Source organism: Pseudomonas sp. ADAK2 TE3594, from assembly GCF_053628675.1.
In genome coordinates this window covers 5,185,669-5,207,845 of sequence record NZ_JBRJGV010000001.1, presented here as the reverse complement: position 1 = coordinate 5,207,845, position 22,177 = coordinate 5,185,669, and the positions used below count along the sequence as shown (strand labels likewise).

Annotated in this window: 21 protein-coding genes; 7 read left to right on the top strand and 14 right to left on the bottom strand. The window is 59.6% G+C overall.

Annotated elements, in window-relative coordinates:
* Positions 1-499: 499 nt before the first annotated feature.
* The 9 genes from AB7M22_RS23330 to exaC all read right to left on the bottom strand — a co-directional run bounded on the left by AB7M22_RS23330 (position 500) and on the right by exaC (position 10,047).
* On the bottom strand, positions 500-1,246 hold the full coding sequence (locus tag AB7M22_RS23330) for a S24 family peptidase (RefSeq protein WP_454187911.1): 747 nt from the start codon (positions 1,244-1,246) through the stop codon (positions 500-502).
* A gap of 237 nt (positions 1,247-1,483) precedes the next feature.
* Positions 1,484-2,011 carry an inorganic diphosphatase gene (ppa, locus tag AB7M22_RS23325; RefSeq protein WP_008052339.1) on the bottom strand — a complete coding sequence of 176 codons (528 nt, stop codon included), beginning with the start codon at positions 2,009-2,011 and terminating at the stop codon, positions 1,484-1,486.
* 113 nt (positions 2,012-2,124) lie between these two features.
* Entirely contained in the window at positions 2,125-2,937 is an 813-nt protein-coding gene (locus AB7M22_RS23320; protein WP_454187910.1) for a M90 family metallopeptidase, read from the bottom strand.
* A 6-nt stretch (positions 2,938-2,943) separates the two neighbouring features.
* Positions 2,944-3,600 (bottom strand): DedA family protein, encoded by a 657-nt coding sequence (locus tag AB7M22_RS23315; protein ID WP_454187909.1) that lies wholly within the window; start codon positions 3,598-3,600, stop codon positions 2,944-2,946.
* 342 nt (positions 3,601-3,942) lie between these two features.
* Positions 3,943-4,404: a GNAT family N-acetyltransferase gene (locus AB7M22_RS23310; RefSeq protein ID WP_008009015.1), complete on the bottom strand. Its 462-nt coding sequence runs from the start codon at positions 4,402-4,404 to the stop codon at positions 3,943-3,945.
* A gap of 112 nt (positions 4,405-4,516) precedes the next feature.
* A complete protein-coding gene (gene eutC, locus AB7M22_RS23305) occupies positions 4,517-5,341 on the bottom strand; it encodes an ethanolamine ammonia-lyase subunit EutC (protein WP_454187908.1) in 825 nt (274 codons plus the stop codon).
* Positions 5,342-5,349: 8 nt separating this feature from the next.
* Positions 5,350-6,744 (bottom strand): ethanolamine ammonia-lyase subunit EutB, encoded by a 1,395-nt coding sequence (locus tag AB7M22_RS23300; protein WP_454187907.1) that lies wholly within the window; start codon positions 6,742-6,744, stop codon positions 5,350-5,352.
* 146 nt (positions 6,745-6,890) lie between these two features.
* Positions 6,891-8,261 carry an ethanolamine permease gene (gene eat / locus AB7M22_RS23295; protein WP_008009023.1) on the bottom strand — a complete coding sequence of 457 codons (1,371 nt, stop codon included), beginning with the start codon at positions 8,259-8,261 and terminating at the stop codon, positions 6,891-6,893.
* Between the two features lie 265 nt (positions 8,262-8,526).
* On the bottom strand, positions 8,527-10,047 hold the full coding sequence (gene exaC / locus AB7M22_RS23290; protein WP_030129557.1) for an acetaldehyde dehydrogenase ExaC: 1,521 nt from the start codon (positions 10,045-10,047) through the stop codon (positions 8,527-8,529).
* A gap of 392 nt (positions 10,048-10,439) precedes the next feature.
* On the opposite strand from exaC, the gene AB7M22_RS23285 reads away from it, so the two are divergent.
* The 4 genes from AB7M22_RS23285 (at position 10,440) to AB7M22_RS23270 (ending at position 14,788) form a co-directional block, all read left to right on the top strand.
* Positions 10,440-12,353, top strand: a complete 1,914-nt coding sequence (locus AB7M22_RS23285) for a sigma-54-dependent Fis family transcriptional regulator (protein WP_454187906.1) — start codon at positions 10,440-10,442, stop codon at positions 12,351-12,353.
* Positions 12,354-12,532: 179 nt separating this feature from the next.
* Positions 12,533-13,882 (top strand): UDP-N-acetylmuramate:L-alanyl-gamma-D-glutamyl-meso-diaminopimelate ligase, encoded by a 1,350-nt coding sequence (gene mpl / locus AB7M22_RS23280; RefSeq protein ID WP_008009026.1) that lies wholly within the window; start codon positions 12,533-12,535, stop codon positions 13,880-13,882.
* The gene (gene ubiX / locus AB7M22_RS23275; protein WP_007894343.1) at positions 13,879-14,511 is read left to right on the top strand and encodes a flavin prenyltransferase UbiX; all 633 of its coding nucleotides are present in this window, start codon (positions 13,879-13,881) and stop codon (positions 14,509-14,511) included. The genes mpl and ubiX overlap by 4 nt, the downstream gene beginning before the upstream one ends.
* Entirely contained in the window at positions 14,504-14,788 is a 285-nt protein-coding gene (locus AB7M22_RS23270) for a YceK/YidQ family lipoprotein (RefSeq protein ID WP_008009029.1), read from the top strand. Before ubiX ends, AB7M22_RS23270 begins: the two co-directional genes overlap by 8 nt.
* Positions 14,789-14,923: 135 nt before the next feature.
* Here the strand turns inward: AB7M22_RS23270 and AB7M22_RS23265 are convergent, their stop codons facing one another.
* The 3 genes from AB7M22_RS23265 to AB7M22_RS23255 all read right to left on the bottom strand — a co-directional run bounded on the left by AB7M22_RS23265 (position 14,924) and on the right by AB7M22_RS23255 (position 17,878).
* On the bottom strand, positions 14,924-15,565 hold the full coding sequence (locus AB7M22_RS23265) for an oxidoreductase (RefSeq protein WP_007894345.1): 642 nt from the start codon (positions 15,563-15,565) through the stop codon (positions 14,924-14,926).
* A 27-nt stretch (positions 15,566-15,592) separates the two neighbouring features.
* The gene (locus AB7M22_RS23260) at positions 15,593-17,308 is read right to left on the bottom strand and encodes a C13 family peptidase (RefSeq protein WP_454187905.1); all 1,716 of its coding nucleotides are present in this window, start codon (positions 17,306-17,308) and stop codon (positions 15,593-15,595) included.
* A gap of 114 nt (positions 17,309-17,422) precedes the next feature.
* A complete protein-coding gene (locus AB7M22_RS23255) occupies positions 17,423-17,878 on the bottom strand; it encodes a MaoC family dehydratase (protein WP_052967098.1) in 456 nt (151 codons plus the stop codon).
* Positions 17,879-18,070: 192 nt separating this feature from the next.
* Between AB7M22_RS23255 and AB7M22_RS23250 the strand changes: the two genes are divergently transcribed.
* The 3 genes from AB7M22_RS23250 to AB7M22_RS23240 are packed head-to-tail and all read left to right on the top strand — an operon-like array spanning position 18,071 to position 19,747.
* Positions 18,071-18,433 carry a CidA/LrgA family protein gene (locus AB7M22_RS23250; protein ID WP_008009035.1) on the top strand — a complete coding sequence of 121 codons (363 nt, stop codon included), beginning with the start codon at positions 18,071-18,073 and terminating at the stop codon, positions 18,431-18,433.
* Positions 18,430-19,146, top strand: a complete 717-nt coding sequence (locus tag AB7M22_RS23245; RefSeq protein WP_454187904.1) for an LrgB family protein — start codon at positions 18,430-18,432, stop codon at positions 19,144-19,146. The genes AB7M22_RS23250 and AB7M22_RS23245 overlap by 4 nt, the downstream gene beginning before the upstream one ends.
* 10 nt (positions 19,147-19,156) lie before the next feature.
* Positions 19,157-19,747: an LON peptidase substrate-binding domain-containing protein gene (locus AB7M22_RS23240; RefSeq protein WP_454187903.1), complete on the top strand. Its 591-nt coding sequence runs from the start codon at positions 19,157-19,159 to the stop codon at positions 19,745-19,747.
* 102 nt (positions 19,748-19,849) lie between these two features.
* Here AB7M22_RS23240 and AB7M22_RS23235 read toward each other — a convergent pair whose 3' ends face one another.
* Together AB7M22_RS23235 and AB7M22_RS23230 are read right to left on the bottom strand one after the other, a co-directional pair.
* A complete protein-coding gene (locus AB7M22_RS23235; RefSeq protein WP_454187902.1) occupies positions 19,850-21,166 on the bottom strand; it encodes a bifunctional DedA family/phosphatase PAP2 family protein in 1,317 nt (438 codons plus the stop codon).
* Between the two features lie 191 nt (positions 21,167-21,357).
* The gene (locus AB7M22_RS23230; RefSeq protein WP_454187901.1) at positions 21,358-22,056 is read right to left on the bottom strand and encodes a DNA-3-methyladenine glycosylase; all 699 of its coding nucleotides are present in this window, start codon (positions 22,054-22,056) and stop codon (positions 21,358-21,360) included.
* Positions 22,057-22,177 lie beyond the last annotated feature (121 nt).

Below are 22,177 nucleotides of genomic sequence, written 5' to 3'. Positions count from 1 at the left end.
ATTCGGCTCACCGTCCAGTTGTCGGACAGCATGTCGCCTCATGTGCGGCTCAACATATGGGTTGTCTGCAGGTGAATTGGTCAAAGCATATTCAGGATTTATTTCCAGACATTAAAAAGCCGGCTTGTGGCCGGCTTCTCGGGGACTGGCTTGGTTTATTTTTGGTAAACCGCGCCAGCCTTCAAAACGTACACCCGGATCTTGCGTCCGGCTGTGGGACTTGGCGAGAAAGTCATCTGCCTTGTCGGTGCGATCTGAGCCTGAAGAAGGGTCGATGCGCAAATGTGGGGCGCAGCATACTGATTTTTTTGAGAAATTCCCAGCTTGGTATGCGGGGTAGAGGGATTGCGCTGTGTAGCAGCTGCCGAAGGCCGCGTTCGGCTGCGAAGCAGTCGTAAACCCGGTAAGCGTACTGTCCGCCATAGTGAATGGTTTGCGACTGCTGCGCAGTCGAACGGGGGCAAGCCCCCTCGCCACAGTGGATCACAGGGTTGCGTGCTTACAGGAAGGGCACAGACGGCCGGCGTTTATTGAGCGTCGACCACCAGAATACCCACCCCAATACCCTGATGTTTTGCTTGTCGATCTGCTCGGCATTGAAGATCTCGTCTGGATACTCGGCTTTGTTATAGCTGCGCAACCGCAACGCATTCCCCGGCATCCGATGCAGGTATTTGATCCGCAACATCCCGTCGTGCTCGATCGCATAAATCTCCCCATCAATAACCTGGGTAAGCCCGCGGTCGATCGCAAGCGTCGAACCATCTTCAATCTTTTCGCCCATGCTGTTGCCGATCATGTGGGTACAAATGGCGTCGGCGTGGTTGATTTCCAGGGAGTCCAGGTGGCCGCGTGGCAGGCGGATGGATTGGCTGGGGTCTTTGATAACGTGAGTTTTGTTGGAGCCCGGGGCGGTGGCGGTTTCTATGTAGAAGGGCAGCTCGACGTCGATGGACTCGATCACCGTATAGATGCCGCGGATGGCCTGGGCGTCGAAGGTGTTGCCGGATTCGTCGAGCACGCGCAGGCGTGAGGACTCTTTTGGGCCCTCGCCGGTTTTCAGCCAGTCGCTGTTTACAGACAGTAGTCTAGCGACCTCTTCCATGCGGTAGGCGGGCACACCTCGGGTGTACCAGTTATGGATATTTTGCGCTTCCGTGTCGAAGAAAGCGGCAAATCCTGTGGTTGTGATTTTCGCTGCTTCAAGGAGCGCTTTAAATCGTGGGCCGCTAGTGTTCTTTTTCATAAACACGAGTCTACTGGCGCAGGATGGGGGTTTGAATAAACGATCCGTTCAAATTTCGAGGGAAATTTAAGACTGGATGTAAGGCGCTTTTAGTGGAAATTAAACAGGCAAAAACCGAAGCCAAGAAGCGTTCCACGTACCGTTAAAGGTCAGTGTCTGAGCGGAGCACCCACAAAAAACCCCGGATCAACCGGGGTTCTTCTTCAAACGTCGCAGCTAGAAGCTTACCGCGGCTTCTCAGCCTTTATAGGCAGCAACCGACTTGGTGATCGCGTCGCGGGCGGCATCTGCGCCGGCCCAGCCTTCGATCTTCACCCATTTGCCTTTTTCGAGATCTTTGTAGTTCGCGAAGAAGTGCTCGATCTGCTGAATCAGCAGCGGAGGCAGGTCGGTGTATTCCTTCACGTCGACGTACAGCTGGGACAGCTTGTCGTGTGGAACCGCGATCACTTTGGCATCGCCGCCGCCGTCGTCGGTCATGTTCAGGATGCCGACTGGACGTGCGCGGATCACCGAACCTGGGGCAACCGGGTAAGGGGTCACGACCAGCACGTCGAGGGGATCACCGTCGTCAGCCAGGGTGTTCGGGATGTAACCGTAGTTGGCCGGGTAGAACATCGGGGTGGCCATGAAACGGTCAACGAACAGGCAATCGCTGTCTTTGTCGATTTCGTATTTGATCGGCGCGTGGTTGGCCGGGATCTCGATCGCGACGTAGATGTCGTTCGGCAGGTCTTTGCCAGCCGGAATCTTGCTGTAGCTCATTGGGCGGTGCCCCCGTTAGTTGACCAGAAAAACTTGGCCGGATTGACCAAAAAGTGGCGGCGATTATAGGCATATTCCGCCACCGTTGCTATGTGCCAGAGGTCGTGTAGACCTTAGTCGTGTGCCTGATAGACCGGGTTCTCGGCCAGAAGTTGCCGCAACCGGGCCAACGGGTCCTGGCGGTAAAACAGCTTCAGCTGCTCATAAACCTGTGGATAAGCCTCGTGCAGCAAATCCGGGGCGCTGAAGAAGTATTCGCTGGTGACGGCGAAGAACTCGGCGGGGTTTTCCGCCGCGTATGGGTCGATGGCTGTTTGCGCGTCAGGGTTGCGATCCAGTTGCCGGTCGAGGTCGTCATAGGCCTCTTGCATGACCCTGGCCCAGTCGCTGACGCGCATGTCGGCATGCAGCGGGGGCAGGCCATTGGCGTCGCCATTGAGCATGTCGAGTTTGTGCGCGAGTTCGTGGATCACCAGGTTGTAGCCTTCCCAGCCACCGCTGGCCATCACGCCGGGCCAGGCTAGGATGATCGGGCCTTGCTGCCAGGCTTCGCCGCTGTGTTCGCCGTCCCATTCGTGCTCAACGCCGCTGGCATCGCGATGGCGCTGGGGGCTGAGGAAATCGTCGGGGTAGAGGATGATTTCGTGAAAGCCCTGATACCAGTTCAGATCGCCCAGGTGCAGCAGCGGCAATTGGGCCTGGGCGGCGAGTAGCAGGCGTTGCTCCTGGTGAAGCTCGACGCCGGGCAGGGCGGTCAGGTGTTTGTCTTGCAGGAACAGCACGCAGGCTTCCCGCAGCCACTGGTCTTCGGCTGCGCTGAGGCCATCGAGAAAGCTCAGGTGATGGCGCACCCGTTGCCACATGTCGTCGGCAATCGGATGCCTGGTCAGGGTGCGCTGGCGTCGCCAGGCGCTAAGGGACCACATCGTGAGTCAGCGGGGTTCGGCTTTGGACGCGGCATTCCCGAGGCGGCTGCGGATCACGCTGATGATCATCGGTAGCAGCGACAGCAGGATGATGCCCACTACCAGCAGTGACAGGTTCTTCTTGATGAACGGTACGTTGCCGAAGAAGTAACCGAGGGTTACCAGGCCGCCCACCCAGAGGATGGTTCCGAGAACACTGAAGGCAAAGAAACGCGGGTAAGGCATTTTGCCGACACCGGCGACGAACGGGGCAAAGGTACGGATGATTGGCATGAAACGCGCCAGGGTCACGGTTTTGCCGCCGTGCTTGTCGTAGAAGTCGTGGGTTTGTTGCAGGTAGTCGCGGCGGAATATTTTCGAGTTCGGGTTGCTGAACAGCTTTTCGCCGGCGGTGCGGCCGATCACATAGTTGGTACTGTCGCCGAGAATCGCCGCCAGCATCAGCAGGCCGCCCAGCAGCACCGGGTCCATGCCGCCACCGGCCGCTACGGCGCCAGCGATGAACAGCAGGGAGTCGCCCGGCAGGAATGGCATAACTACCAGACCGGTTTCGCAGAAGATCACCAGAAACAGAATGGCGTAAATCCATGCCCCGTAGTTAGTTACCAGCAGGTCGAGGTAAACATCGAGATGCAGGATAAGGTCGATCGGGTTGAAATCCATGGAAAGCACCTGTGGTGATGGCCCGACTCTGCAGGCCTGTGCGGATGGCTTCGCGTAAGACTACAGCTAAGTGTGATTTTTCTTACGAGCCGGAAGAATGGGCATTATACGGGGTGACAAGTGAAAAACGCGTCGAGTTTGTAGCGGGGGATGTCGATGGGGCGACCATGAGTCTGTTGGCTTTGCACAATCCTTGTGGCGAGGGGGCTTGCCCCCGTTGGGTTGCGAAGCGACCCCTAAACCAGGTAGTCACGGTTTTTCTGATACACCGCATGCTCAGGTTTTACGACGGCTGCGCCGCCGAACGGGGGCAAGCCCCCTCGCCACAAAGGCCCCAGTGCGTTACAGCCCGTCACTGATGGGCAGCACGTAGTTCCTGAACTCGGTGTCTTCCTTGAATCCGATGGATTCGTAGGTTTTCTGCGCGACTTCGTTATTGCTGCTGGTGGACACGCGCATGCGCACGGCATTGGTTTCCTTGGCCATTTTTTTCGCGGTGCGGATCAGGTTGTCGGCCACCAACTGGCGGCGGGCGTCTTCGGCGACGTAGATGTCGTTGAGGATCCACACGCGTTTAAGCGAAAGAGACGAAAAGCTCGGGTACAACTGACAAAAACCCATCAGTTTGTTGTTGTCGTCATCGGCCAGGGCCAGGTAGATCACCGATTCCTTGCGCCGCAGGCGTTTCTCGAGGAACGCCCGGGACGAGTCCGGATACGGCAGGGAACCGTAAAACTCACGATATTTGACGAACAACGGGGTCAGCAGGTCGAGGTGTTCGAGGGTCGCTTGAATAATCCGCATGGTAGGTCTCGTCTTCAAGTGGCTGTCTTACGTGGTGACGGCGACGGGGAACCCTGGCGGCCGTGCATCGATCCTGCCTGAAACCTGAATAGAAACGCAATGCGGAAACGGTTCAGGTATCCGACGGGCTCAGTAGGAAATTACCTTTCATATCTGCACCAATGTCCGACTCCAGCGTCTGAATCTGGGCTTCGTCCTTCAGACTGACCCCCGATAACTGCCGCCGACAGGCTTCGCGCATCAAATACAGCAAGCGGTGTGCCGCCATGCCGTAACTCAAGCCTTCGAGCCGGACATTCGAGATGCAGTTGCGATAGGCATCTGTCAGTCCGACCTTGGGATTATAGGTGAAATACAACCCCAGGCTGTCTGGTGAGCTCAATCCGGGGCGTTCGCCGATCAATATGACCACCATTTTTGCGCCCAGCAGCTCACCAATCTCATCAGCCACAGCGACTCGGCCCTGTTCCACCAGAATCACCGGCGACAGGGACCAGCCCTCAGCGGCTGTCTGTTCTTCCATGCGCGCCAGAAACGGTAAGGTGTGGCGATGAACGGCCAGTGCCGAGAGACCATCGGCCACCACGACGGCCAGATCCACCCCGCCAGGATGGCTCCGCGCGTAGTCGCGCAGGGTCTGCGCCGACTGATCACTCAACTTGCGCCCCAGATCGGGGCGCTGCAGATAGCTGTTCCGGTCCGTGGCGGCGCTGTGCAGCAGCAAACTCTCACGTCCACGCTCGGTCAGTTGCGAACTGAGCCCCATGTGGTCGAACGGCAGGTGCACCGCGTCCCGGGCCTGTGCATGGGCGTACTGAAAATCCAGCTGTGCGCTGGTCGGCATACTGGTGCCTGTACGACCGAGGGCAATACGTGCCGGGGTCAGGCGCCGCAGTTCCAGCAATGGGTTTTGTGGATCGACAGGTGGTTTATCCATCTCAATACTCATCCCAGTTGCGCCATGGCTTGGCGGAAGGCCGGCGGCAGGTTGTCGCCGAAGCGAATTTTGCCGTCTGCCTGGGTGAAGATGCCCATGTTCGCCAGCCACTGTTCAAACTCCGGCGCCGGTTTCAGGCCCAAGGTTTTCCGGGCGTAGAGGGCGTCGTGGAACGAGGTGGTCTGGTAATTGAGCATGATGTCGTCGGAGCCGGGGATGCCCATGATGAAGTTGATCCCGGCCACGCCCAACAGGGTCAGCAGGGTGTCCATGTCATCCTGATCTGCCTCGGCGTGATTGGTGTAACAGATGTCGCAACCCATGGGCACGCCCAGCAGCTTGCCGCAGAAGTGGTCTTCGAGGCCGGCGCGGATGATCTGTTTGCCGTTGTAGAGGTATTCCGGGCCGATGAAGCCCACGACGGTGTTCACCAGAAACGGTTTGAAATGGCGTGCCACGGCATAGGCGCGGGTTTCGCAGGTCTGTTGATCGATGCCGTGGTGAGCGTTGGCTGACAAGGCGCTGCCCTGGCCGGTCTCGAAATACATCAGATTCTGGCCCAACGTGCCCCGATTCAGGCTCAGGCCCGCGTCATAGCCTTCCTGCAAGACGTTGAGGTTGATGCCGAAACTGGCGTTGGCCGCTTCAGTGCCGGCGATCGACTGGAACACCAGGTCCAGCGGAACGCCGCGATTCACCGCCTCGATGGAGGTGGTGACGTGGGTCAACACGCAGGCCTGTGTAGGAATTTCATAGCGCTGGATGATCGCATCGAGCATTTCCAGCATGGCGCAGATCGAAGCGATGCTGTCGGTAGCCGGGTTGATGCCGATCATCGCGTCACCGTTGCCGTACAGCAGGCCGTCGAGAATGCTCGCGGCGATGCCGGCCGGTTCGTCGGTGGGGTGATTGGGTTGCAGGCGTGTCGAGAGCCGGCCGCGCAGGCCCAGAGTGCCGCGGAATTTCGTGACCACGCGGATTTTCTGCGCCACCAGCACCAGGTCCTGCACGCGCATGATCTTCGATACGGCGGCGGCCATTTCCGGAGTCAGTCCCGGAGCGAGGGCGCGCAGGCTCTGTTCGTCGGCGGCGTCGCTGAGCAACCAATCGCGAAAGCCGCCGACAGTGAGGTGGCTGACTGCTTTAAAAGCCTGTTTATCGTGAGTGTCGATGATCAGCCGGGTGACTTCATCGGCCTCGTAAGGAATCAGTACTTCCTGCAGGAAGTGAGTCAGCGGGATGTCAGCTAGGGCCATCTGCGCAGCCACTCGTTCGCCATCGTTGAGGGCGGCAACGCCGGCCAGAAAATCCCCGGAGCGCGCCGGGCTGGCCTTGGCCATGACGTCTTTGAGACTGTCGAAGCGGTAGGTCTGGGCGCCGACGGTATGGGCAAATACGGCCATGGTGTCCTCCTGGTTAATTGATGACCTGTAGGAGCGAGGCTTGCCCGCGAAGCTTTTGGCGTACTCGAGGACACCTTCGCGGGCAAGCCTCGCTCCTACAGGAATGGGGCGCTCCCAAATAGGGCGTGCGCCCGGCACCGGTGCAATTAAATACCTTCGAGCATTGCATCCGCCGGCGCGTCGGAACGCTGTTTGGCGGTCAGTTGGAAGTACAGGTAACCGGCGGCCATGAACCCGAGGAACACACACCCGATCAAGGTGTTGAACCACGCCATCGCCACCAGGCACACCACGGCCAGAAACAGCGCGATGCCCGGTACGATCGGGTAGCCCGGTGCACGGAAGGTGCGTTCCAGGTTCGGCTCGGTTTTACGCAACTTGAACAGGCTCAGCATACTGATGATGTACATCACGATGGCGCCGAATACCGACATGGTGATCATCGCAGCCGTCAGCGTCATGCCCTGCAGGTTGATCAGGCCGTCGCTGTAGATCGCCACGATGCCGATTACGCCGCCCGCCAGAATCGCCCGGTGCGGCGTCTGGAAACGCGAGAGTTTGGCCAGCCCTTTGGGCAGGTAACCGGCGCGAGCCAGGGCGAAGAACTGTCGCGAGTAGCCAAGAATGATCCCGTGGAAACTCGCTACCAGGCCGAACAGGCCGATCCATACCAGCATGTGCATCCAGGTCGAATTGTTGCCGACCACGGCTTTCATCGCCTGAGGCAGTGGATCGTTGATGTTCGACAGTTGGCGCCAGTCGCCGACGCCGCCAGCCATCACCATGACGCCGATGGCCAGGAACACCAGGGTCAGAATGCCACTGACGTAAGCCCTGGGAATCGTGCGTTTCGGGTCCTTGGCTTCCTCAGCGGCCATGGCGGCGCCTTCAATGGCGAGGAAGAACCAGATCGCGAAAGGGATTGCCGCAAAGATGCCGGGGATCGAGGCCATGGTGAATTCGTTGGAACCTGACCAGCCATTGAGCACAAAATTGCTGAAGCTGAAGCCCGGGGCGACCACGCCCATGAACACCAGCAATTCGGCGACCGCCAGCACGGTGACCACCAACTCGAAGGTGGCGGCAATGCTCACGCCGAGGATATTCAAGCCCATGAACACGAAATAGGCGCCAACAGCGGCGATCTTCGGGTCCAGCTCCGGGTATTGCACGTTGAGGTAGGCGCCGATGGCCATGGCAATTGCCGGTGGCGCAAAGACGAATTCGATCAGGGTCGCAATGCCGGCGATCAGTCCGCCTTTTTCACCGAAGGCCCGGCGGCTGTAGGCAAACGGCCCGCCAGCGTGAGGAATGGCGGTGGTCAATTCGGTGAAACTGAAGATGAAACAGGTGTACATCGTCGCCACCATCAGGGCGGTGACGAGAAAACCCAGGGTCCCTGCGGTGCCCCAGCCGTAACTCCAGCCGAAGTACTCGCCGGAAATCACCAGGCCGACGGCAATACCCCATAAATGCAGGGTGCCGAGTGTGGGTTTGAGCTGTGTAGTAGAAGTCATAAGTCCTCTCTGTCTTTTTTATTGTTTGATCTGTTGGACTTTCGGGTATGGCGTTTATGTGTGATGCGGGCACGCAAAGCCCATGCCAGACCAGCAGGGCGATGATTTACGGTGTATTTAAGGACGCCATCGCGGGCAAGCCCGCTCCCACAGGGTTATGGGATACATTCACCTATTGGGGTTGACCCAAATCACTGTGGGAGCGGGCTTGCCCGCGATGGCCAACTGAAGGGCGATGCAGAACTACCTGCATCGCCCCCGATTTTTAGAAGAAGCCCAACGGATTGATGTCGTAGCTCACCAGCAGGTTTTTGGTCTGCTGATAGTGGTCGAGCATCATTTTGTGGGTTTCACGACCGACGCCGGACTTTTTGTAGCCACCGAACGCAGCGTGCGCCGGGTACAGGTGGTAGCAGTTGGTCCACACGCGACCGGCCTTGATGGCGCGGCCCATACGATAGGCGCGGTTGATGTCGCGGGTCCAGAGGCCGGCGCCCAGGCCGAACTCGGTGTCGTTGGCGATGGCCAGGGCTTCGGCTTCGTCCTTGAAGGTAGTGATGCTCACCACCGGGCCAAAGATTTCTTCCTGGAACACGCGCATTTTGTTGGTGCCCTTGAGCAGGGTCGGCTGGATGTAATACCCGGTCGCCAGGCTGCCCTCGAGTTTTTCCACCTTGCCACCGGTCAGCAGTTCGGCGCCTTCGCCCTTGGCGATTTCCAGGTACGAAAGGATTTTGTCGAATTGCTGCTCGGACGCCTGGGCGCCGACCATGGTGTCGGTGTCCAGCGGGTCGCCACGTTTGATTTGCAGGACTTTGTTCATGACCACTTTCATGAACTCGTCGTAGATCGACTCTTGCACCAAGGCGCGGGACGGGCAGGTGCAGACTTCTCCCTGGTTGAAGAATGCCAGCACCAGGCCTTCGGCGGCTTTCTCGATGAAAGTCGGTTCGGCTTGCATGATGTCGGCGAAGAAGATGTTCGGCGACTTGCCACCCAGCTCCACGGTGGACGGAATGATGTTTTCGGCGGCGCATTTCATGATGTGCGAGCCGACCGGGGTCGAGCCGGTGAAGGCGATCTTGGCGATGCGCTTGCTGGTGGCCAGGGCTTCCCCGGCCTCTTTGCCGAAGCCTTGCACCACGTTGAGCACGCCGGGCGGCAGCAGGTCGCCGATCAGTTCCATCAGCACGGTAATGCCCAGTGGCGTTTGCTCGGCCGGTTTAAGGACCACGCAGTTGCCGGCGGCCAGGGCCGGGGCGAGTTTCCAGGCGGCCATCAGGATCGGGAAGTTCCACGGAATGATCTGCCCGACCACGCCCAGCGGTTCATGAATGTGATAGGCCACGGTGTTGCCGTCGATCTCGGCGGCGCTGCCTTCCTGGGCGCGGATGCAACCGGCGAAGTAGCGGAAGTGGTCGGCGGCCAGCGGGATGTCGGCATTGAGGGTTTCGCGCACAGCCTTGCCGTTGTCCCAGGATTCGGTGATCGCCAGCACTTCCAGGTTCTGTTCGATGCGATCGGCGATTTTCAGCAGGACCAGCGAGCGCGCCTGGGCGGACGTGGCGCCCCAGGCATCGGCGGCGGCATGGGCAGCGTCCAGGGCCTTTTCGATGTCTTCGGCTGTGGAACGCGGGAATTCGGCAATAGGTTGGCCGTTGACCGGCGACGTATTGGTGAAGTACTGACCTTTGACAGGCGCGACGAACTCGCCGCCGATGTAGTTACCGTATTTGCTCTTGAACGAAACGATAGCGCCTTCAGTACCGGGGTGAGCGTAACGCATGATGGGTTTCTCCTTGGCTTTTGTGCTTATAAGGGAGGACGCGCTAAAGCGCTGCATTAAGCGTAGAGCAAAGGTCGGGCCAGCGCCTTGCAGGTCAGGTAAATCAAGGCCTTGCGTGTTTTTTGTCGGACAGATGGGCGGCGTTTGTGACGCTTGCGGTACAGCCTCCGTGACACTTTGTACCGTTTGTGGCACAGCTTGTGACCGATGGGTTTTGCCAGCATTGCATTGGAGGCTAGGCTGGAGGATGCTCGAACCTCCCTCTCTGTAGGAGCGAGGCTTGCCCGCGAAGGCCATGACTCGGTTTGCCTGATGCACCGCGTTATCGTTCTTCGCGGGCAAGCCTCGCTCCTACAGGGTCGGTGTCAACCTCTCGGGGAGAATAATAAGAAATGCACGACAACCATTTGAGTCGCCATGCCCAGCAAGTGCTGACCGTGACCCAAGGCAAATCCCACCTGCACGGTCCCGGCAGCGATCCGTCCATTGCCCGTTCCTGGCTGCGTTGTCTTGAGGACTATCACCTCGACCCGGCCCTGACCATGGCGCCGACGGTGCTCGAACATGGCCGCGTGCTGGAAAGCCGTGAACGTTTGCAGCAAGTACTGCAGATCGCCGGCAACGAAATGACCAGCCTTCATCAGCAACTCTCCGGCGCCGGCCACGCGGTGCTGCTGACCGACGCCCGCGGGGTGATCCTCAATTGCGTCACCGCGCCCGCCGAACGGAAGATTTTCGAGCGCGCCGGCCTTTGGCTCGGCGCTGACTGGAGCGAAGCCTGCGAAGGTACCAACGGCATCGGCACCTGCCTGGTGGAGCGTCAGTCCCTGACCATCCACCAGGACGAACATTTTCGTGGCCGACATACCGGCCTGACCTGCTCGGCAAGCCCGGTGTTCGATCCTCACGGCGAGCTGCTGGCGGTGCTCGACGTGTCTTCGGCGCGTCACGAGGTTTCACGTCAGAGCCAGTTCCACACGATGGCCCTGGTCAATCTGTCGGCGAAGATGATCGAGAGCTGCTATTTCCTGCGTTACTTCGACAATCAATGGTTGCTGCGTTTTCATCTGCAGGCCGAATCTGTCGGGCTGTTCAGCGAAGGGTTGCTGGCGTTTGACGGGGAAGGGCGGATTTGTGCGGTGAACCAGAGTGCGCTGAATTTGCTGGGGCATATTCGTGGCGGGCTGTTGGGCAAACCGGTGGAGGCATTTTTCGACTGCTCGCTGGATGAATTGCTCGGCCGTGCGAGCGCCAATGCCAGCGCCAGTTGGCCATTGCGCACCCGTGACGGGCGGCGGTTGTTTGCCGTATTGCGCGGCCAGCCGCGCAGTATTCCGGTGCCGGTGGTGCAAAGCCCGATGGTTGCCGAGCATCCGCGCTTGTCAGGCATTTGCCTGGGCGATGCCGCGTTGCAGGAGGATTTCCGCAAGGCCTTGCGCGTGTTTGAACGGGACGTGCCGTTGCTGATCAACGGCGAAACCGGTTCCGGCAAGGAAGCCTTCGCCAAAGCCGTGCATCAGGCCAGTCAACGCTCGGAAAAATCTTTCGTCGCACTCAATTGCGCGGCGATCCCCGAAAGCTTGATCGAGAGCGAACTGTTCGGCTATCGCGGCGGCAGCTTCACCGGTGCCCGCAAGGAAGGCATGCGCGGCAAGTTGCAGCAGGCTGATGGCGGGACTTTGTTCCTCGATGAAATCGGTGACATGCCGCTGAGCATGCAGACCCGTCTATTAAGGGTGCTGGAAGATCGTCAGGTGGTGCCGATTGGCGGTGAGCCGGAATCGGTCAATGTGCGGATCATCAGCGCCACTCACCGCAATCTGCTTGAGCGGGTTCAGGACGGCAGTTTTCGCGAGGATTTGTATTACCGGCTCAATGGGCTGGAGGTTGCGTTACCGGCGCTGCGCGAGCGCGCTGACAAATCACAGTTGCTCGACTTTTTGCTGGCCGAAGAGGCGGGCGGGGAGATGGTGCTGATTGATGCCCCGGCGCGGCAGGCCTTGCTGGATTTTGCCTGGCCGGGCAATGTGCGGCAGCTGCGCAATGTGCTGCGGACCCTGGTAGCGCTGTGTGACGGCGGCCGGATCGGGCTGGAGGATTTGCCGGCGACGATTCGCCAGGCCCGGGCAGTAACGGTGTCGGTGGTTGACGAACCGTCCGAGTATCCGCTGGACGATGCCGAGCGGTTGGCGTTGCTGACTGTGCTGGAGCAGCAGCGCTGGCACATGACCCACACCGCCGAACAACTGGGCGTCAGCCGCAATACCCTCTACAGAAAGCTGCGCAAACACGGTATCGCTCGCTAGATACACCGGATCCTGCCCCTGTAGGAGCGAGGCTTGCCCGCGAAGCTTTTGGCGTACTCGAGGACGCCTTCGCGGGCAAGCCTCGCTCCTACAGGGGGGGTGTGGTGTTTGTCTTGAAACACAAGGTGCGATTTTCCCCTCCCTACGCTAACCTGCGGCCATGTTTTACGAGGTCGACTATGCACATTCATATTCTTGGTATTTGCGGCACTTTCATGGGTTCGATGGCGGTTCTGGCCAAAGAGCTGGGCCATCACGTGACCGGCTCCGATGCCAACGTCTATCCGCCGATGAGCACTCAGCTGCAAGCCCAGGGCATTGAGTTGACCCAAGGTTACGACCCGGCGCAGCTCGATCCGGCCCCGGACCTGGTGGTGATCGGCAATGCCATGTCCCGCGGCAACCCTGCCGTCGAATACGTGCTGAACAAAGGCCTGCCGTACGTCTCCGGCCCGCAATGGCTGGCTGATCACGTGTTGCAAGGCCGCTGGGTGCTGGCGGTTGCCGGCACTCACGGCAAAACCACCACCAGCAGCATGCTCGCCTGGGTCCTGGAACACGCCGGCATGAGCCCGGGTTTCCTGATCGGCGGCGTGCCGCAAAATTTCTCGGTGTCGGCGCGTCTGGGTGATACGCCGTTCTTCGTGATCGAAGCCGACGAATACGACAGCGCGTTCTTCGACAAGCGCTCGAAATTCGTTCACTACCGTCCGCGCACGGCGATCCTGAACAATCTTGAGTTTGATCACGCCGACATCTTCCCTGATCTGCCAGCGATCGAGCGGCAGTTCCACCATTTGGTTCGGACCATCCCGAGCGAAGGCCTGGTGATTCATCCGACCACCGAGCCGGCATTGCTGCGCGTCATCGAAATGGGCTGCTGGACCCCGGTGCAAACCACCGGTGCCGGCGGTCAGTGGCAAGTCAAACTGCTCAGTGAAGACGGTTCGAAATTCGAAGTAATGTTCGAAGGCGCCGTTCAAGGCGTGGTCGAGTGGGACATGACCGGTCAACACAACGTCGCCAACGCCTTGGCTACCTTGGCTGCTGCGCGTCACGTCGGCGTAGTGCCGTCGATGGGCATCGCGGCACTGAGCGCGTTCAAAAGCGTGAAGCGGCGGATGGAAAAAGTCGCGGAAGTCCGTGGCATCACCATTTACGACGATTTCGCACACCACCCGACTGCCATCGCCACTACCCTCGACGGCCTGCGCAAACGCATTGGCGACGCACCATTGATCGCGATCATCGAGCCACGTTCCAACTCCATGAAGCTCGGCGCTCACCGCGATGGCTTGCCGGAAAGTGTGGTCGATGCCGATCAGGTGATCTGGTATTCGCCGGCCAACCTCGGTTGGGATCTGGGTGCCACTGCGGCGTTGTGCACCGTGCCGTCGATCGTCAGTGATTCGCTGGAAGGTATCATCGAGCGCGTGAAGAGCCAGGCTCAGCCTGGCACTCACGTGGTGATCATGAGCAACGGCGGCTTCGGCGGCCTGCACGGCAAACTGGCCGAGGCGCTGCAATGAACAATGGTCCGGAACGCATCACGCTGGCGATGACCGGCGCTTCGGGCGCCCAGTACGGCTTGCGCCTGCTCGATTGCCTGGTGCGTGAAGACCGCGAGGTGCACTTCCTGATTTCCAAGGCCGCGCAACTGGTGATGGCCACCGAGACTGATGTCTCGCTACCGTCGAAACCGCAGATGATGCAAGCCTTCCTCACTGAATACACCGGCGCCGCCGCCGGGCAGATTCGGGTGTACGGCAAGGAAGACTGGATGTCGCCGGTGGCTTCGGGCTCTGGCTCGCCAGCGGCGATGGTGGTGGTGCCGTGTTCCACCGGAACCTTGTCGGCTATCGCGACCGGGGCCTGCAACAACTTGATCGAACGGGCTGCCGACGTGACCTTGAAGGAGCGCCGCCAGCTGATTCTGGTACCGCGCGAGGCGCCGTATTCGAGCATTCATCTGGAGAACATGCTCAAGCTGTCGAACATGGGCGTGACCATTCTGCCGGCGTCACCGGGCTTCTATCACCAGCCGCAGACCATTGATGATTTGATCGACTTCGTCGTGGCGCGAATTCTCAACTGTTTGAATATCCCGCAAGACATGCTGCCGCGCTGGGGCGAACACCATTTGAGCAGCGATGAATAAGCTGCTGATCATCCTGTTGGCTTTGCAATTGGCGGGCTGCGCCACGGCACGAACCCTTGATGCCGCCAAGCCTGGAGCGCCGGTGGTTTATTCGGGGACGCGTCTGGATTTGTATGCGATGAATGGCGGTTGCTGCGCCATGGACAGATTTGGCGCCGAAGCGCCGAGTTATCCGGGTGTTGATCTGCCGGCCAGTGCATTGCTCGACACGTTGCTGTTGCCACTGTCGTTGTTGACGGTGATTGGCGTAAGTTTTCAAGCGACTGGCGGATTGTAGGAGAGCGCTTCGCGCTCTATCGCGAGCAGGCTCGCTCCCACATTAGATCTTCAGTGGACACAGAATATGTGAACGCCGCCAATCAAATGTGGGAGCGAGCCTGCTCGCGATGGCGTCCAATCAGACGCCGCAAGATTACTTGCCTAACTTGCGCAACTCATCCGACTCGACAATCCGCACGCCATCCTGCTCTTCCAGCGCCAGGCGCCACATGGCGCGGGCCAGTTGGCAGGCTTCGATGCCGTGGTACTTGCCCGGAATCAATTTCGACAACGGGCCGGCAACCCGCTCGCCTAGTCGCGGCTCGACGCGATCGCCCAATAACAGCGAAGGCCGGCAAATGGTCAGCTGCGGCCAGTTCTGCGCGCGCAATGCGTGTTCCATCTCGCCTTTAACCCGGTTGTAGAAAATCGAGGATCTGCGATCGGCTCCCAAGGCGCTGATCACGATCAAGTGCCGTGCGCCCATTTCCCGCGCACGTTTGGCGAAGGCCACCACCATGTCCAGGTCCACTGCGCGAAACGCTTGCTCGGAGCCGGCTTGCTTGATCGTGGTGCCGAGGCAGCAGTAGGCAATGTCGACGCGACCGTTCAATTGCGGCAAAAACACCGCCGGGTCGCCGACCGGGTTTTCCAGGTGAGGATGCTCGGCCAATGGCCGGCGTGAGGGGGCTAATACCCGTGTAATCGTTGGCTCGTTGAGCAGACGGTCAAGCAAATGTTCACCGGTTAATCCGGTAGCTCCGGCAAGCAATACATGCTGAGGCGTCAAGTACATAGTAATTCCCCCTTGATACTATTCAGCTTAGTTGCTCTTTTCATCCTTGCTGATAGAGACACTTTGCAGTGCCTTTCGTGCCTGTTGTTTACGCAACAGCTGCCAATGACTGATAACGGTTTTCGGCGCCCAGATCTGTGGCTCGGAAGCTTCGAAGCTGTCGGCCAGTTCACGCTCGGCCACGGTGGCCCTGGCCAGTTTGAAGGCTTGCTCCAGATCGTCGGTCTGGTTCAGCGCCTGGGCGAACAGCGCGTCGCCGAAATAAGTGAAGTTGGCTTCTTCCGAACACCCGAAGGACACTCGATCGGCGCGCGAGGCGGTCATGATCAGGGTGCGTTCGTCCTTGAGGGCGGGGATGAAACCGCCGGAATAGCAGGATGAAATCACGATGATTTTGTCGCGCTTCTTCAGGGGCGCGAGGACGGCGGCGAGCTCGTCGGCCGGCAGGTCGGCCAGTTCCATGCGGGGCTGGTCGAGCACCAGTTCGTGTTCGCTGGTGCCGTGGCTGGTCAGATAAATGAACAGCAAGTCTTCCGGGCCGCTGCGTTCGGCCAGGGTCTGGGCGGCGCGGCGCAGGTTCTCCCGGGTGGCCATCGGCCGGTCGCCGAGGTGATCGCGATGGTTGACCAGGCGGATCTGGCCGAAGGCGCCAAAACGGCTGGCGAGCATGTTGGCGACGTAGTCGGACTCGCGCAGGAACACGCTCTGCTTGCCGTCGCCACCCAGGGTCAAGGTGTACAGTTCGACCGCCGGGGTCGAGGCCGGCACGTTGGCCAGTGCATCGTCGAGCAAGCGCCCCTGAGCCAGCAAGCCGAGTTCGAGAGGGTCGGGAAGCAGCTTGCCGTCGGCGTCGCGCACGCGCTGACTACTGATCCAGGTGCCGCTTTGCACCGTGCCATCGGTCAGTACCAGAGTGCCTTGGCCCTGATAGTTGTCGCCGTCGAACTGGCCGACATAGAAACTGCCATCAGCCAGGTTCAGGCGACCCTGGCCGGTGAATCGCCAGTCGCTGAACTGGCCGATGTAGTGACTGCCGTCGGCGCCGATCAACTCGCCCTTGCCGCTGAGCACGCCTTCCTTGAAGTGACCGAGCCAGACATCGCCATCGGCGTTCTCGTAGCGGCCCTTGCCGTGCAGTTGATTGTTCTTGAAGCCGCCGACATAGATATCGCCATCGGCGCTGTTGAAGGTGCCATTGCCTTCCAGCTGACCGTCGGCGAAATGCCCGGTGAACAGATTGCCGCTGGCATCGCTGCGCTGGCCTTCGCCGTTGGGTTTGCCGTGGGCGAATTGACCTTGGTACTGGCTGCCGTCTTCGAGTTCCAGACGACCGAGCCCTGAGTATTGATCGGCCTTGAATTCGCCGCGGTAGGTCATGGCGTTTTCTTTGAGGGTACCTTCACCGTCGCGTCTACCCGCCTTGAAACCGCCGGTATAGCTGCTGCCAGTGGTGGTCAGGGTGCCTTGGCCATCGAATAGCCCTTGCTGGAATTGCCCGCGATAGACCTCGCCGTTGCTGCCATGCCATTCGCCCTGGCCATGCCATTGGCCTTTGTCGAACTGGCCGGCGTACCAGCTGCCGTTCGGGTAATCGATGCGGCCCTCGCCTTGCAGCAAGCCATTGACCAGATCACCGCGATAGCGTCCGCCGTCCGGCAGACGGGCATCGGGGGGCAACAGCGATTCGCCATCGCCGCAAGCGGTGAGCAACAGGGTCAGAGCAAGGAGTGCAAGTGTGCGCATAGCGGGATCCGGGCAATTAGGCGACCGAGTATGCCGCAGCTATGTGTCGCATTTATAGAGACACGGCACAGACACGGCGCGAAACAGCGTGAGCTGCTTCGCATCCGGGATGCTTTACACGAAGCAGAGGGACAGTGGCTCGGCGATATACGCCGGTTTGTCCGACCCTTCGATTTCAAGCGTGGCGGTGGCCTTGAGCAGCCATTGGCCGGGTTTCTTCTCGATGACCTCGTTCATGTCGACCTTGAGACGCACCCTGGAATTGACCTTCACAGGCTGGATGAAACGAACGCTGTCCAGACCGTAGTTAACCACCATCTTCGCGCCTTCGGGCAGGATGAGGATGTCTTCCATCAGTTTGGGGATCAGTGACAACGACAGGAAACCATGGGCAATGGTGCTGCCAAAAGGTGTTTGCGCAGCTTTGACCGGATCGACATGGATGAACTGATAATCGCCTGTGGCTTCTGCGAACAGGTTGATGCGTTCCTGATCGATCGTGAGCCACTGGGAACGTCCGAGTTCCTTGCCGACATAATCTTTGAGCTCCGCAACTGGAACATAGGGCATTGAGACTCTCCTTGGGTTCATCGGTTTTTAGTTTTTCGAGCGGGGGTATGACCCCCTTGCGAACCACTTTAGATCAACATGGCAAATTGCTCCGGTCAACTATCCATGCTTTTGGCGAATGCCGATTCATAGCGTTGGCATGCTTATAATGCCGGGCCCCTTCTTTGTGGGGAACGCGCGCGGGAGGTGTGGATGTTGTTACGTGGCCTGACCTGGCTGGTGCTTTTTCAATTGCTTGGCACCGCCCTCAATCATCTGTTTTTGCCGGTACTGCCGGGGCCGATCATTGGCCTGTTGCTGCTGCTGGGATATCTGATTATCCGCGGTCAAGTCGGTGAACCCCTGAACCTCGCGGCCAGCAGCCTGTTGCGTTACCTGCCGTTGCTGCTGGTGCCACCGGCCGTGGGCGTGATGGTTTACGCCGCCGACATTGCCGCGGATTTCTGGGCGATCACTGGTGCGCTGGTGCTGTCGCTGCTGTTGTCGATGGCCTTCGCCGGCGTGCTGATGCAGCGCATGGTCAAGCCTCACGCTGATCACGAGGACGGCCAATGATTTTCGATTGGCACGGCGCCTGGGCGTCGGTGATTCATCATCCATTGTTCGGTATTGGCATTACGCTGGGTGCGTATCAGTTGGTGCTGGCAGCCTTTGAGAAAACCCGCTGGGTTTTTCTGCAACCGGTACTGGTCTCCATGTTGCTGGTCATCGCTGTACTGGTCGGTTGCGGTCTGAGTTACGTCGAATACCGCAAGAGCACCGAGATCCTCAGCATCTTGCTCGGGCCGGCCACTGTTGCGCTGGCGGTGCCGCTGTACCTCAACCTGCGACGGATCCGGCAGTTGTTCTGGCCGATATTTACTACGCTGGTGATAGGTGGTGTAGTCGCCACGGGCATGGGGGTGTTGCTGGGCTGGTGGTTCGGTGCCGAACACATGATCCTGATGACCATGGCGCCCAAATCAGTCACCTCGCCGATTGCCATGCTGGTGGCGGAGCAGATTGGTGGCGTCGCGGCGTTGGCGGCGGTGTTCGTGTTGATTACCGGAGTGATTGGGGCGATCTTCGGGCCGAGTCTTTTGACCCGTCTCGGTGTTCACAGCCCAGAGGCCCGCGGCATGGCCCTGGGCATGACCGCCCACGCCGTCGGCACTTCGGTGGCCTTGCAGGAAAGTGAAGAGTGCGGTGCCTTTGCGGCACTGGCGATGAGTCTGATGGGCGTGGCCACGGCGGTGTTCCTGCCGTTGGCGGTGTCGATGGTGGTGTAAGGAAATGTCTATGAGTCTGCCGCTTTTTCCGCTGAACACGGTGTTGTTTCCGGATTGCATCCTCGACTTGCAGATCTTCGAGGCGCGCTACCTGGACATGATTGGTCGCTGCATGAAGCAGGGCGGCGGCTTCGGCGTGGTGTGCATCCTCGACGGCGAAGAAGTCGGCATCGCCCCCGAAGGCTATGCACGAGTGGGGTGCGAGGCGCTGATCACCGACTTCCACCAGCAGGACAATGGCCTGCTGGGCATTCGGGTGAAGGGCGGGCGGCGTTTCCATGTTGTGGGCACCGAGGTGCAGCGCGACCAGTTGATCGTTGCCGACGTCGAGTGGCTGGAAGACGAGCCCGAGCAACCGCTACAGGATGAGGACGCCGACCTGGTCGCGCTGCTCAAGGCTTTGGCGGAACACCCGATGGTCGAAGCGCTGAGCATGGGAACCGAAGCGACGGGGCAACAGTCGCTGGCCAACCAGTTGGCCTACCTGTTGCCGTTTGCCGAGGTGGACAAGATAGACCTGCTGCAACTTGATGATCCGCAGCAGCGCCTGGATGCGATTCAGGCGTTGCTGGATGAGTTGCAGGGTGAGTTGTTTACCTGACGTGCGCTAAAAGATCGCAGCCTGCGGCAGCTCCTACATTAAATTGGCGTACACCCTAATGAAATGGCTACCCCCGCTGCCCCCTGCGATCTTTTGATCTTTTCAGTACGCGTATCTCAACATCGCATGCGGCATGTGCCTCAACACAAAGAAACCGAACAACGCCACCAACGACGGCAGTACCAGCCACCAGATTTTCGGCGGCATGGCGTTGAGCGAAGTCTGGCGTTGAGTGAGCCAAAGACTCGCCGCACACACGCACGCCGCCAACATCGCGCCGGCCAGTACATCGGTCGGCCAGTGCGCGCCCAGGTACACCCGTGACAAGGCAATCATCAGCGCCGGCAAGCAGCCCACCAATAACCAGGTCAGGCGCATGCGCGGCGGTTGTCCGCGACCGGCCAGCACCGCGAGCGTCAAGAACAATGCGAAAGAGCCCGAGGCATGGCCGCTGGGCATGCTGTAGCTGGTCAGTGGATCACTCAGCACTTCCGGGCGCACACGGGCGAAAAAGTGCTTGGTCGCGGTGTTGCCCAGCGCGGTGAACAGCAGGGTGCCGCCGGCGAAGAGCGCGTGTCGCCATTGTCGTGTCAGCAACAGCAAGACGGTCAGCAGCGCGCTGAGCATAAACATGTTGCGAAATTCACCGATCAGCGTGAACACCACGGCCACTTCATCGAGCAGCGGGCTGCGGTGTTCCTGGATCAAGGTCATCAATCCTTGGTCGAGGGCGGTCAGGTGCGGATAGCCGATGAACAGGCCGATCAGGATCGACAGGCTCATGCTGCTGATCCAGATGGTCGCCCGGCGATGGCGGCGCAGGCTGCTGTTTGCGCTCAGACCGACCATCACCGCAATGCTGCCGGCGACAACCCCGGCTTCAGGCCAGAAACCTTCCGGCAATGGCAAGCGGATAGCGGCCCCGGTGGCCCAGCCCGGCAGGAGATAGGCGAGGCTCCAGCCTGCGGCAGCCAACAGGCTGACGACGGCGAAGCGCGGGAAGGGCATGTCACACATCCCGGCAACCATCGGCAACATCGGCCGCAGCGGGCCGATAAAGCGTCCGACCAACAGGCTGGCGATGCCATAGCGCTGGAAATACGCCTCGGCCCCGGCCATCCATTCCGGATGATGACGCAACCCCGGCAGGCGACGGATGTTCTGGTGGAAATGTCGCCCTAAAAAGTACGAAACGATGTCGCCCAGCACGCCGCCGAGGAAACCCAGTAGCAGCGTTTCACCCAATGACAACGCGCCACTGCCGGCCAGCACTGCCACGGCAAACAACAAGACTGTGCCGGGCACGATCAGCCCGGCAATCGCCAGGCATTCAATACAAGCCACAATGAACACTGCCGCGGCCAACCACTGCGGATTGACCGTCAGCCAACCGGTCACGCTATCGAGCCATGGGCCCATAAAAACAACTCCATCAAATTCAATTGGCCCTTGGTGGGCGAACACAATTTAAACAACACCATAAAACCCTGTGGGAACGGGCTTGCCCGCGATGGCGCCGGGACAGTCAGCATTAATGTCGACCGGTATGGCCCTATCGCGGGCAAGCCCGCTCCCACAAGGATCTCCTTTGCATCAAGATTCAGCAGCTGTCAGGACAACAAAAAATAATCGTGCCCTTCGACTTGCCCCCGGCGTAACGGGTTGCGCGTGCAGTAAGGCGCATAAGCCGCATCAACAAAGCGGTACATCAAGTGTTCGTCGCGCCCGTGGGGAATGCCCAGGCGTGTGGTCTGGATGATGTGGCCGGGCGCCGGCCCGACATCTTCCACCAGCAGTACTTCATGGTCGAAGCGTTTGGCGTCCCAGACTGGCACCTTCAGCCCCAGCGCCTTGCAAAGCAGCGTCTGCCCGGCACACAGCTTTTGCGAGGGGCGAGGGCGGCCCCGGGCATCGGGATTGTTCAATAGCATTTGCGCCAGGCTCGCCGGCCCGCTCAGTTCGTCGACCCATGGATAGGCGGATTTGATCAACACTGCGTTGCCGGGGCCCTGAGCGCTGAAGTTCAACGAATCGCCGCCGCGGGCGTAATACATATAGATGTGGCCGCCATCCAGAAACAAAGCCTTACGCTTTTCTGTGTAGCCAAGGGAGGCGTGGCTGCCTTTTTCTTCGTAGTAATAGGCTTCGGTCTCGATGATCCGGGCACTGAGCCACAGGTCGCCGACCTTATGGCGGATGATTTTGCCCAGTAAATCCCGGGCCAGCGTTTGGGCGTCGCGGTCGAAAAATGCGTCCGGCAGCCCCTTGGGCGGGGGCGTAGCGGACGCACGAACAGTCAGATTGGTCATGATGAACAGCGTTTATCAGGGCTGATTGAGTCGTGATGATAACAATATGCAACTTAATCACGGCTGAACGTCGGCAAATTGCGCTCCATTTCGACCATCCGCCCGTCACCGCTGTTAGTCC